General features: G+C 64.2%; 10 protein-coding genes. 1 reads left to right on the top strand and 9 read right to left on the bottom strand.

Going from position 1 to position 12588, the window contains the following annotated elements; all coding sequences use genetic code 11:
- Positions 1-58 precede the first annotated feature (58 nt).
- From AC3WLB_RS24035 to AC3WLB_RS24010, 6 genes are all read right to left on the bottom strand, one after another.
- Entirely contained in the window at positions 59-475 is a 417-nt protein-coding gene (locus AC3WLB_RS24035) for a hypothetical protein (protein WP_492510421.1), read from the bottom strand.
- 62 nt (positions 476-537) lie between these two features.
- Positions 538-4116, bottom strand: a complete 3579-nt coding sequence (gene mobF / locus AC3WLB_RS24030; protein WP_079941024.1) for a MobF family relaxase — start codon at positions 4114-4116, stop codon at positions 538-540.
- Between the two features lie 395 nt (positions 4117-4511).
- The gene (locus tag AC3WLB_RS24025; RefSeq protein ID WP_079941026.1) at positions 4512-5681 is read right to left on the bottom strand and encodes a thiolase family protein; all 1170 of its coding nucleotides are present in this window, start codon (positions 5679-5681) and stop codon (positions 4512-4514) included.
- Between the two features lie 35 nt (positions 5682-5716).
- Positions 5717-6871 (bottom strand): FAD-dependent oxidoreductase, encoded by a 1155-nt coding sequence (locus AC3WLB_RS24020; protein WP_285465403.1) that lies wholly within the window; start codon positions 6869-6871, stop codon positions 5717-5719.
- Between the two features lie 12 nt (positions 6872-6883).
- Positions 6884-8086, bottom strand: a complete 1203-nt coding sequence (locus tag AC3WLB_RS24015) for an acyl-CoA dehydrogenase family protein (protein ID WP_079941028.1) — start codon at positions 8084-8086, stop codon at positions 6884-6886.
- Positions 8083-9249, bottom strand: a complete 1167-nt coding sequence (locus AC3WLB_RS24010) for a CaiB/BaiF CoA transferase family protein (RefSeq protein WP_253036098.1) — start codon at positions 9247-9249, stop codon at positions 8083-8085. The genes AC3WLB_RS24015 and AC3WLB_RS24010 overlap by 4 nt, the downstream gene beginning before the upstream one ends.
- 253 nt (positions 9250-9502) lie before the next feature.
- Here AC3WLB_RS24010 and AC3WLB_RS24005 point away from each other — a divergent pair, with 253 nt between their 5' ends.
- Positions 9503-10387, top strand: a complete 885-nt coding sequence (locus tag AC3WLB_RS24005) for a LysR family transcriptional regulator (protein ID WP_079941030.1) — start codon at positions 9503-9505, stop codon at positions 10385-10387.
- A 183-nt stretch (positions 10388-10570) separates the two neighbouring features.
- Here AC3WLB_RS24005 and AC3WLB_RS24000 read toward each other — a convergent pair whose 3' ends face one another.
- Genes AC3WLB_RS24000 through AC3WLB_RS23990 form a run of 3 tightly spaced genes read right to left on the bottom strand, consistent with a single transcriptional unit; the run spans position 10571 to position 11819 of the window.
- A complete protein-coding gene (locus AC3WLB_RS24000; protein ID WP_228145539.1) occupies positions 10571-10819 on the bottom strand; it encodes a hypothetical protein in 249 nt (82 codons plus the stop codon).
- A complete protein-coding gene (locus AC3WLB_RS23995; RefSeq protein ID WP_228145540.1) occupies positions 10819-11433 on the bottom strand; it encodes an APC family permease in 615 nt (204 codons plus the stop codon). The genes AC3WLB_RS24000 and AC3WLB_RS23995 overlap by 1 nt, the downstream gene beginning before the upstream one ends.
- Positions 11418-11819 carry an amino acid permease gene (locus tag AC3WLB_RS23990; protein WP_228145541.1) on the bottom strand — a complete coding sequence of 134 codons (402 nt, stop codon included), beginning with the start codon at positions 11817-11819 and terminating at the stop codon, positions 11418-11420. The genes AC3WLB_RS23995 and AC3WLB_RS23990 overlap by 16 nt, the downstream gene beginning before the upstream one ends.
- Positions 11820-12588 lie beyond the last annotated feature (769 nt).

The following is a 12588-nucleotide window of genomic DNA, read 5'->3' as shown; positions in this document are numbered from 1 at the left end:
GCCGACCCCGAACCCCGGAAAATCAGGGCAGAACGACCAACGACCGCCGAATCAGCGCTCAAGTGGCACGAGTCAGGCCGGATGCCGTTCGAGCGGTTCGCGCGGCACGCGCGGTCTGAGGTTCGGATGGGTTCAAGCGTTCGGCGAGCACGGCTTTCACGTCGCTCCAGATGTCGGGCCGTTCAGTATGGCGGTCTCGGTCGCACGAGCGGCGCAGGTCAGTGAGGAACCTGGTGCGCCGCTCTGGTGTGGAGAGTTGCTCGTAGTAGAACCCTGCACGGTCGTAGTGGGCGATGAACCCGAAGTAGCCCGAGTTGTAGAGGCCCTCGTAGAGCTGGTTCGTGAATCTGTCCTCCGGGTAATCGTCTGCGATGAATCGGAGTAGCGCGTTCACGAATCGTGCTTTGCGCGCTGCAGTTCCTGACGGATAGCCAGAGTCGAGGAACTTGTCGACGGGTGCTCGCTTCACGGCCATCGCTCACTCCTCGCTCACGGCTCTCGGGATGAGAACGAGGTGCGCTTGACTGACCGTGTTCGCTATCGTGTCGGGCCTCGATGCTCGCGCCCGGCTGTCGGCCTCGGCGCGTCAGACTGCGCTGTTTGGCGGGCGATCTGTTGGGCACGGATGAGCGCCACCCCGGCGCGTTCGTAGTCGATGCGTTGCCCGATGCTCTCCGGCTCGGCTCCGAGCGGCTGCGCCTCCCTGGGGTCGATGCTGTGCCGGTCTCGGTATGCGGCGATGGTCATCAGCCCTGATCGCCAGCGCGCCCGATCCTGCTCATTCTCCGGCGCGGCACCGACAGCGATCACCCACTGTTCGCCGCGTTCGAGGGCGGTGTCGATGATCGCGGCGGCGCGCGCTTCGATGAGTTCCCGCCGCTCATCGAGTGCGGCACGCATATCCGCGCTCATCTCTCCGACCGCCTCGGGCAGTAGTCCTACGATGAACCGAGCGCGCGGCAGCGCACTACCAGCGCCGAGCCTCGTTACGGCTTGTTCGAGTCGGTAGTGCAGTACGGAGGCGATGTCGTCGGCATCCGCGAAGCCACGCGCCCGCACAATCCTCGGCATGAGCGTATCGACCGGGTGCCCGCTGGCCTCGGCACGTCGGAGTTCGGCGACGAGCGCCCCGAACGTCTCCGCACTCACCGCCTCGTCTACCTGCGCGTCGGTCAGCCCGGATACCGCAAGCAACCGCGCCCACCTGTCCTGTTGCGCGGCGGCGGCGATCGTCTCGTATTCAGCGGCAAGCTGCGCGATCCCGCCCCATCGTTCCTGCTCGGCAGTGATCGTCTCGTGTGCCGAGAGTTCAGCCCCGACATGCTGAAGCACGCCCTGGAGCACGGTGCGGGCAGTCGCGTCGGGGTTCTCGCCGGGCTGCGGCACGCTGTGCGCGGGATCGAGCCGATCCGTGGCGACATAGGCTCGGTTCGAGTATCTGCCGCGCGTCATGGAGACGTAGAGCACTTCCCTGGTCGTGGTGGCTTCGACGAGTGTGTGTGCGGTATCGACGGTGACGCCCTGGGCACGGTGCGCGGTGACGGCGTAGCCGAGGTCGAGGTGCTCGGCAACGTAGGCGGCGGGCAACAAGATCCCGCCCCCGCGCCGCATGGTGGGTGGCCGCACGAAGACCGAGCCGTCATCGCGCACGTTCGTCACGACCCAGCGTTCACCGTTGCGCACCCATCCGTGTGCCGAGCGCAGGCGGCGGTCGTTCTTCCTCGTGATGATCGTGTCTCCCACACTCACGCGGCTGCCGTCGCCCAGTTCGATCTCGCGTTCAGCGGCGACGTAGCCGTGGGCGATGAGGTCGCGGCGTGCCCGCTGGTTCAGTTCGGTGACATTCTCGACGGTTTCTGCGATCAGGATCGTTCCTCGCCCGGCCTGCCGGTCTTCCCACCAGGCCCAGTACGCAGCCTCGGCCATCTCGTCAATGGTGCCGCCCCTAATCCTGCCATGCTCCATATAGGTGTCGATCACGGGGACGCGGCCGTGGCGCAACTCGAGCGAGGCGCGTTTCTCCCAGTCGTGTTTCAGCCGCCACACCTCCGTCAACTCCGGCGTGCCCTCAGCGCGGTCGTTCACGATCAGGGTGAACGCGCCGCCCACGCCGACCGACTGCAACTGTGCCGGGTCACCAACAAGCAGCACTTTCGCTCCGACCCGCTCAGCCTCACGGGTGATGAGGTCGAGCGAGTGCGTACCCGCAAGCGACGCCTCATCAAGAATCACCAGCTGACCGCGTGTGAAGGTCTGCCCGGTGCGCTCGAACACTTCCCGCCATTTCGCGGTGTTATCGGTCGGGACGCCGAGTTCATCAGCGAGCACTCCTGCCGCGACTGCTGACGGGGCAAGCCCAACCACTGACCCCTCACCGTGCTTCCATTCCCAGGCACGACGCAATGCGCCCAGCGTCGTAGTCTTCCCAGTACCTGCAGGCCCCACGAGAACATCGACGGTGCGGCCTGAGACCGCGATCCGGGCGAGTGCGTCGCGTTGGTCGGGGCCGAGCGTGCGCCCCTCATTATCGGGTTCGTTCGCGAAGCGTTCGATCGTGTCGAGCGCGAGCCTGGGGCCGGCCATGCCCCGCGCTCTCGCGATCAGCCGATCCTCCGCCGCAAGCAACGCTGTCGATGAGAACAGTGTCGAGTGCTTCGGCCGGAATCTTGTGGAGCCATCAGCGCGCCGGAACTCGGCGGGTGTGACGGCAAGTTCGGGCGGGGTGAGCCTGAGCGATGCTTGCTCGGCGGCATCCGCGATCATGCCGACGATGACCTCGCGATCCTCGCTTGACGCGAACCTGAGCCACATGGACTGCCGGGCTGCTTCGGCCATGAGGTTCCAGCGTCGCCAGGTCGAACGTTTCTCGCCCACGGTCTCGATCACTTGCTTCCCGAGGGCTGCGATCATGTCGAGTGGTACATCATCGGCGCGCAACAACCGCACGCCCGAGCTTCTGGGGTCGTGTTGCCACGCAACACTGATCGCCCACGCCGTCGCATCTTCACCGAGGATCACTGTTGCACGATCCCGCCACTCGCTCGTGAGGTCATCCAGCGATCGCACGTCTTTCTCGGGGCGTGTTGCGAGCGTGGCCTCCTGCAACAGCTTGATGACCTGAGCCGACGACGGCCTGCGGCCGTGCCGTGCCACGAACTCCGCAATAAGGCGTTCTTTCTCGACCTCAATATCGCGTGCGCGACTCGAGAACGCTTTGATCAATTCCTCCGGCACATCACTGATCGCCCACGACTGGTTCCGACCAGCAGCTTGCTCGCGTGACTCCCACGAGACCCCAAGCAGCCGGGTGAGTGAGTCAGCGAAGATCGCCTCATGAAGTTCGCTCAGCGCGACCGTCGCTGCGTGCAGAGGTCGCCCGTCAAGCGCGAGCCAACGCATGGTCTGGGCGTGCTGCACCTTGTTCGACACCACCACATGCGTATGCAGGTAGGGGTCTTGCAACCTGGAGTCGTAGTGGTCATACGCGGCTGCAACAACCCCAGCGACGTCGAGTTGCAGCACCGCACCGTCAGGGCCGCGCGCTCCTCCCCGTGTTGCAGTGACCTCGCGCTCCATGAACTGCAACACATCAGCTATCGCGGCATGGTGCGCTTCCCAGATGAGTTGTTGCGTGCCCCCATCAGCCACCGCCCACAACACGGATGCTGACTTCGGAATCGAGAAAGTGAAGTCGTAACCAGCGACCGCCTTACGGCTCTTCTTCGCCGCTTCCTCCGCCTCAATCACCGTGACCGCTTCGGCGCGCTGTGATGGCGTGAGTTCAGGATCGAGCGCGGCAATGCGAGCGGCAACGCGCTCATCGAGCGTCTGGAACTGGCTGTAAGGTCGCCCAAGCGCATCACCCGTCACGGGATCGCGGCCCATCCCGATGAGCAGTTGGAGTTGCGTCTCGGTCACCGTATCCCCGCCCACAATCTGACCGTCCGCGAGGCCACTCAGGCCAGAACCGAGCCATCTGCCGGGTGGGGTTCCCTCTTCGCTGTAGTAGCGAGTCAACGGGGTCGACAAGGCTCTATCGCCGTCGCCATACGCGACCGACTTCAGGAGGTACTTGTACCCATCGCCCGCCGTCATGCGACGCATCGAAACTGTCATCGGAGGCCACCTTTCACGTTCGATAGGTGGCCTCGACTGCCCCGCGCTACGCGGTCAAATCAGAGTCGAGTCGTGGCGCTTCAGCCATGTTTGCAAGATATGTGAGTCGGAAGATGAGCTCGAAGAAAGAACCCTGCAAACTTCAAGCCGCTCCCATGCTGCTGAGTGTGACAGCGAACCACCTACATTCATCGAGCTTGCTGCGGTACGGCTCTGAGCAAGATCCCCCTCTGCCATCCAACGCTGGCAAGGTCATGACGGAGGCCAAAGCCGTTTGATTAGGTACTCTTAAATCAGCCAAAAGGTAACCTGGCCGCTTAGAGTCCAGTGCAGCTTCTGAGCTGCGTACCACCCGAGACGAATGAACTGAACAGCATTGACACTACGGCCATAAGTTACCGCTCAAGAACAACGGCGAGCCCTTGGCCGACGCCGATGCAGATCGCGGCGACTGCGACTCCTCCGCCGCGGCGCTTGAGCTCGTGGGCGGCGTGACCGATGATCCGGCCGCCTGAGGCGCCGAGGGGGTGACCGATGGCGATGGCGCCGCCGTGGATGTTGAGCTTCTCCGGGTCGAAGTCGGGCCAGCCTTTGAGGCAGGCCAGGGACTGTGAGGCGAAGGCTTCGTTCAGCTCGACGAGGTCAACGTCCGCCCAGGTCCGTCCCGCGCGCGCCAGCGCCTTGTTCGCGGCCTCGATCGGCGCGATCGGGAAGATGTCCGGGTCGACGCCGTGGGCGGCACGTCCGGTAATCCGCGCGAGCGGTTCGGCGTCGAGGGCGTCCTCGGCGCCGAGCAGCACCGCGGAAGCACCGTCGTTGATCGAGGACGAGTTCCCGGCCGTCACGGTACCGTCGGCGGCGAACAGCGCTTTGAGACCGGCGAGCTTCTCAACGGTGCTGCCGTCGCGGATGCCCTCATCGCGCGCCATCTCAGCGCCGGGCACCTGCACGATCTCGGCGTCGTAGCGGCCCTCCGCCCACGCTTTCGCGGCGAGCTCATGCGAGCGGACCGAGAACGCGTCCTGTGCTTCACGGGTGATCCCCCACTCCTGGGCGATCTTCTCCGCGGACTCGCCGTTGGAGATGGTCCAATGCTTGGGCAGGGCCCGGTTTACCATGCGCCACCCGATGGAAGTGTTCCAGAGCGTCTGGTTGCCGACCGCCGGCCAGGGCTTCGGGGACTTCTCGAGAACGAAGGGCGCACGGGACATGGACTCCACGCCGCCGGCGAGGATCAGCTCTGCATCCCCCGACTCGATCGCCCGGGAACCCTGGATCACGGCCTCCACGGACGATGCGCAAAGCCGGTTGACGGTGACGCCCGTGACCGAGGAGGGGAAGCCCGCGAGGAGGGCGCCGAAACGGGCGACGTTGCGGTTGTCCTCACCGGCCTGGTTCGCGTCTCCAAAGATCACGTCTTCAATACGTGCGGGATCGACGCCGGTGCGCTCGACGGCGGCTTTCATGACGACCGCGGCGAGGTCGTCAGGGCGGATCCCGGAGAGCGCACCGGCGGCGCGTCCGAAAGGGGTGCGGACGGCATCGTAGATGAACGTCGAGGTCATGGGGTGAACCGTGGTCTTTCTGTGAGTAAGGTGGGTCAGGCTGCGGAGCGCCTGGAGTGATACGCGGCACGGAACTCGTCAGGGACGGTCCCGGCGCCGGTAGCAAGGTCGGCGGCGAGCTCGCCGAGCAGCGGAGCGAACTTCGCACCACGGCCGGAGCAGGCGGACAGGACGACGATGCCTTCGGCCTCGTCAATCAGAAAGTCGCTGCTGGGCGTGCTGGTGAACATGCACGTCGCTTCCGCGTAGGAATCCGGTTCGACACCGGGCACCCATTCCTTGACGTAGTCGCGAGCTCGTTGCCTGGCCTCCGGCCGGATCTGGCCGGTGCGGTCGAAGATGCTCGGGATTACGGTTCCGCCATTGAAGTGCGCGATCTTGAGGCCGTGGTATCCGGCGTCGCGGCCGCCTGGCAGACCGTAGATGTCGACCGTCTCGTTCTCGTGCATGAACGTCGGCCAAGCCGGATAGGGTGCGCCGGAAGCGCCGGCGTCGTGGTAGGGGAAGTGGAACGCCTGCTCCTCACGCACTTCGAAAGACGGCAGTGAGTGGATGAACCCGGCAGGCAGAGCGAGCGAGTCCAGAAGGGTTGGAAGCCACGGGCCGGCCGCGACGACCACTTTCTCGCCTTCGACGACGTCGCCGACCGTGGATTCGACGCGGAAGCCGCCGGTGCGCCGCTCGATAGAGCTGACGGTCCAGTTCGTGAGCAGTCTGACCCGCCCGGTTGCGGCGGCCAGGCGAACGAACGCCTCGACCGTGTTGCGGGCATCAAGCACTCCAGCGCCGGGGTGATAGAGTACCGCGCCGTCGAAGCCGTACTGCGGCCAGCGCGAGCCCGCCTCCGCCTCTGGCAGTAGCTCATGCTCGACACCCAGCGCGTCCAGGACACGGGCGAGGCCGACGGGATCGTTCACCGCGCCATGGTCGAGGGCGCCGGTGGGTTCGATCAGACGTGCACCGTTCTCCCGTTCGAGTTCGTCCCACAGCGGCTTGGAACGGATAACGAGCCCTGTGTAGAGCTCGCTCGGGTAGGCGTAGCGAAAGATCCGCGCGGAGCCGTGCGAACTGCCGTACGGGTTGGCTGGTGCCGACCGCTCCAGCAGGGTCACGTCTTGCCCGCGTTGGGCGAGACGCCACGCGGTGGCGGCGCCGGCGAGTCCTGCGCCTATGACGATGTACTCGCCCATCTCGCTCCGTCCTTACCGCTTGAACGCGGAGACCCCAGTGATCTCGCGGCCCACGATCAGGGACTGGATGAAATCGGTGCCCTCGTAGGTGTGGACGACTTCCATGTCCGTGAGATGGCGGGCGACGTGGTTCTCGAGCAGCAAGCCGTTGCCGCCGAGCAGGTCGCGGGAATCGCGGCATAGCTGCCGCGCTTTATCGCCAGTGAACATCTTCGCGAGCGAGGCCTGCTCGTTGCTTAGGCGGCCTTCGTTCTGCAGGGCGCCGGCACGGAAGCAGACCAGCTGCATCGCTGTAAGGTCAGCGAGCATGTTGGCGAGCTTGTTCTGGACGAGTTGGTAGTGTGAGATCGGGCTGCCGAACTGGACGCGCTCGGACGCGTACTGCACTGCCGCCTCGTAGGCGGCGGTCGCGTGTCCCAACGATTCCCAGGCGACGGTGCTGCGGGTGCGGTTGAGCACCGCCCCGACATCGCGGAACGACTGAGACTTTTCGAGTTTGTTCTCGGCGGGGATCCGAAGGTCTTCGAAGGTGATTTGCGCCTGCTGGATCGCGCGCTTGGCGATCTTCCCTTGGATGGCTTCCGCGTGGTATCCGGACGGGTAACTGCCGTCCTCGTTCTTCTCCAGGATGAACGCCTTGACCTTGTCGTCGGCGGTGTCGCGCGCCCAGATGATGACGAGATCTGCGACGTGGCCGAGGCCGATCCACCGCTTCGAGCCATTGAGAACGTAGTGGTCGCCGTCGAGGCGGGCGCTGGATTCAAGAGCCACGGAGTCGGAACCGTGATCGGGTTCCGTCAGCGCGAACGCGCCGAGCTTCTCGAGCTTCGCCATCTGGGTCAGCCAGCGCTGCTTCTGTTCGTCGCTGCCGAGTAGGTTGATCGTCCCCATCGCGAGGCCGGAGTGCACGGCGTTGAACGTGTTGATGCTCCCGTCACCGCGGGAGAGCTCCATGGCGACCAGTCCCGCCTGCAACCGGGTCAGGCCTGGGCAGCCGTACCCTTCGATCGCGGTGCCGATGATGCCAAGCTCCCCGAACTTCGGGAGGATCTGGTACGGGAAGTCCGCCTGTTCCCAGTACTCGTTGATGATCGGGGTGACCTCAGAATCGACGAAGGCTCGCACCTTCGCGACGAGCGCGCGATCCTCCTCACCGAGGTAGTCCTCGACGCCGTAGAAATCCACGTTGACGCCTGACCTGTTGAGTGCACTCATGCTGTTGCTTCCTTTGCTGAGATCGATGCGAGCGGCGAGGAGCCCGCGAGCCAGCGCCGCACCAGCTCGGTATCTGCGCCTAGCTCGGGGGGCGCCTTGTCGTAGGTCGCCGGGGTCTGTGAGAAGGTGATGGGGTTGCGGATCCCGGACAGAGAGTCATCCCCGGATCCGGCTTGAATGATCGGATCCAGGCCGATGCGCTCGGCGAACTGGACACCGGCTGCGACGTCCTGGATCGGCGCGCACGGGATCCCCGCTGCGGTGAGCCGTTCGAACCACTCCGTGGCGGTCGCATGCGAGAGCGCGGCTTCGAGTAGCGGACGCAGATCGAGTCGGTTGCGGCTGCGGTCGGGCGCGAACGCGAAGCGCGGATCCTCGACGAGTTCAGGCGTGCCGAGCTCCCGGCAGAGCACCCGGAACTGCCTGTCGTTGCCGATCGCGAGCACGATCTCCCCGTCTCCGGTGGCGATCGGCTCGTAAGGGTAGATGCTCGGATGCTCGTTGCCCATGCGGGTCGGAACGACGCCTGCGATGGCGTAAGCGCCGGTCTGGTTCACCAGGCCCGACAGTGCCGAGCTCATCAGATTGACCTCCACCCGCTGCCCTTCACCGGTCACTCGCCGGTGGTTGAGGGCGGCGAGGATACCGATGCAGGCGTGCATACCCGTGAACACATCGACGACCGCGACGCCGGCACGGAACGGCTCGGTCTCCGGCGCCCCGGTGAGACTCATGAGCCCGGAGGCAGCCTGGACGAGCAGGTCGTATCCAGGAAGGCTCGCCCCGCCCGCGGTACCGAACCCGGTGATCGAGGTGAAAATCACGTCCGGGTTCTGAGCCGCCACGCTCTGATAGTCCAGCCCGAACTTCTCGAGACCGCCGGGCTTGAAGTTCTCGATTACGACGTCCGCGCGAGCTGCGAGCTCGCGTGCGGTCGCGAGATCCCCGGGGTCGCTGAAGTCCAGTTCGATCGACAGCTTGTTCCGGTTGATCGAGAGGTAGTAAGTCGACTTGCCCTCATGCTCCGGCGGCATCCAAGCACGGGTCTCGTCCCCGATCGGACTCTCGACCTTGATGACGGTCGCCCCCATGTCCGCCAGCAGCATAGTGCAGTAGGGCCCGGCCAGCACCCTGCCGAAGTCAGCGATGATGGTGCCGCTCAACGGCCCCTGCCCCGAACGCGCGAGTAGTTCTTCAAGTCTGTTGTGATCTTCCACCGTCTACCTCGGGACCGTTCTTCCGTTGAACCGTTTTCGATGTTTTCACCTTGTCAGGCGCGATTAGTGCACGTCAAATACCTATTTTCACGTTATTGATACCTTCAGCACATATGTCCCTCTCCAATCGTTCGTCGCACTGAGACCTGAAATGAAGCAAATACGACACGATATATGATCCTCGTGCTATCATTGGCGAGTGGAAATTCAGGACCTCAGAGCATTCGTCGCCGTCGCGGAAGAACTGCACTTCGGGCGAGCGGCCGAACGCCTCCATTTGGCGCAGCCTCCGGTAAGCCGCACCATAAAGGCACTGGAGAAGGAACTGGGCGCGGAGCTGTTCCACCGCACGACGCGCTCCGTGGAGGTCACTGCGGCCGGGGAGGCTCTGCTCGGCCCGGCCCGCCGCATTCTCAACGAACTCAAGCATGCCGCGCACGATGTGCGCGCCGCTCAGAGCGGCGAACTCGGGCATGTCGGTATCGCCTTCGCTGGCGCCTCCACACAGATTCTCGTCGGCCAGCTCTCCCGCGCTGCGCGTCTCAAACATCCAGACCTATCCCTCGAGCTCTCCAGCCAGAACTTCGCCCAGCCCGCCATCAACCGGCTCCTGAACGATGAGGCGGACATCTCCATTGGCCGCTGGGACTACGTCCCAGCCGGCATCAGAACCCGCACTCTGATCAACGAGCAACTCGTCGTCGCCGTCCCGAAGACCCACACCTTGGCCGGCGCTGACTCGGTCCACATGGATCAGCTCTCCGCCGACTACTTCGTGACGCTCCCCCCGCAGCCCGGATCAGTACTTACAGACCGGCTGCTCCGACTCAGCCACGCTGCCGGCTTCGACCCCCTCATCGCGCAGGTCGCCCCCGACACCTGGACGGCGCTGTCACTCGTCGCAGCCGAGGTCGGCATTCATCTCACGATCTCATCGGTCGCAGAGAACACCCACACCGACGGGTTCTCCTTCCTCCCGGTCGCAGACCCATTCGACGAGGTGCTCCTGCGCATGGCCTGGCGCGCCGATTCGCGGAACCCCGCACTCGCCACGGTGCTGGCACTCGCCGACGAAGTCCTGTAGGCGCCGCCAGCTGTACTGCGCGCATACCCAACTGCCTCACCGGTCGGCGGCCGCCTCGATTCCTCTGAGCTAATCGATCTGGATGGTCGTGGGCGCTTCGCCGGAGAAGTCGAGCTTCGGGACGGACTCACTGAGACCCGGCGTCTCGGTAGCGGCGATGGTCAGCCAAATGCAGCCGACGAGTCAGGTCGAGGGCTCCAGCGACGTCCACAGCCAGACCGTGAGCGCGAACCCGATCAGCGGGCAGACCAGGTGCAGCAGGACGCCTCCCTTCGCGCGGTTCCCCGTCCTGTCTTTCCGGAGGAACTCGTCCTTGATGGCTGACAGGTTTACCATCGCGAACGCCGCGAGGGCGCCGAAGCTGATCATAAACTCCGCCGTATTCAAGTCGAGTACCAGGCTGGCCAGTGCGAACACCGACACGACGATCACTACGACAAACGGTGTGCTGAACCGGGGTGCAGCTTGGTGAGCGGCCGGGGCAGCACACCGTCGCGCCCCACAGCGATTAGCAACCGCGAAACGGATGCCTGCCCGGTCATTGCGCTGCCGAAGCAACTCACCACATATATGGCGATGAAGAACGCGGCGAACGGCGCGCCGCCGAGCACCCTGACGAGGCTGACGCCGACCGCTTCCACTTCGTCAGCAGAGAGGGCCTGCCAGTTGGGCGACCACGCCAGGGCGCCCGACCAGGAAACCAGCACGAACAGCAGGCCGCCCAGCAGCGTCGAGCCGACGATCGCTCGCGGGATGTCGCGGCGGGTGTTCCGCGCCTCCTCCGCGAGGGTGGAGACGGCAACGAAGCCCAGGAACCAGAGTGAGAGGATCGCAGCTCCTGAGGCGATCCCACCGATACCGCGCTGCCCGAAGGTGAAAGGCTCGAGGAGTCTCACCAAGGTGTCCCCGCGCAGCGTCTTCTTGAACGCGAGAACCATGAGCACGACCACCAGCAGCACCGATAGGGCGATCACGATGAAGTTGACCCGGTTCACCAGGGAGATGCCGAGCAGGTTCAAGGTGAACACAATCAGTAGCGTCGCCATCGTAAACGCCCATTTGGCACGGCGGGGAACTGCGAATACAGATAGATGCCGATGACCAGGAAGTTGATCATCGGGATGAAGAGGTAGTCGAGCAGGATCACCAAGCCGGTGAGGAGCTCGACGAGCCCGCCGAAGGCTTGCTGGGTGTAGGTATACGTGGCGCCCGCGACCGGGTACTTCCGAGCGAGGGTGGGGTAGCTGGCAGCGGTGAAGGGCATCGCGATGATCGCGAGGATGTAGGCGGTGGGGAGATGCCCGTCGGTCACCTGGTTCACGACACCGTATGTCGTGAATACGACCGCGATGATCATGTAGGTGACGCCGAAGAAGGTCAGCCCGACGGGGCCGAGGGTGCCGCAGAAATGCGGATGCGACGTAGCTGACATGCGATGACCCCTCTGTCGACGATGCGGGCGATCGGAGCGCGACGGCACGGTCGGGGCGCTTAGGCTGGGGGATCAGCAGCGTCCGGAGCACGATACCAGAGGAGAGATCGTCGAATGCGTCCTGTGCTTCTCGGGGCAGGCGGCGGGAGACAAGCTCGTGGAGTTTGATGGCGCCATCCAGGTAGCGGTCGATGAGCGCCGGGATGTCTGAGGAGTATTTCGTGACATTGCCCCCTCATGTTGGATCAGTACTCACGGATCGGTTCATGCGATTGTGCCCCCCAATTGGTTTTGAACACATGGCAACCCGGATCACACCCGACACCTGGACGACCCTTTCGCTCGTCGCGACTAAAGCGGGCGCGCACCTCACGATATTCTCTGTCGCGGAGAACACCCACACCGATGAGTTCTCATGCTTGCCGGTCGTGGATCCCTTCAAGGAGGTGTTTCTTCGAATGGCTTGACGTTCGGAATCTCGGAGCTCCGCACTGAAGACGGTTCTGGCCTTGGCTAAGGAGGTGCTCTAGGGGAATGCCGAGGACGTGCTCCACGGGGAACAGAGACCCACTGAATCATGGGACCGCATTCCTCTACCAATACATTATGTCGGCGAGCGCATAAATATTGATGTTATTGGTATTTGTAGGAAGATGAATTGCTGTGGCAGTCTGGGAGCCGCACAGACATTGCCTGACCTGACTCGTGCCACTTGAGCGCTGATTCGGCGGTCGTTGGTCGTTCTGCCCTGATTTTCCGGGGTTCGGGG

Source organism: Herbiconiux sp. FW305-C-125, from assembly GCF_058783455.1.
The sequence above is the reverse complement of the archived record's forward strand: the minus strand, read 5'-3'. Positions and strand labels throughout refer to the sequence as shown.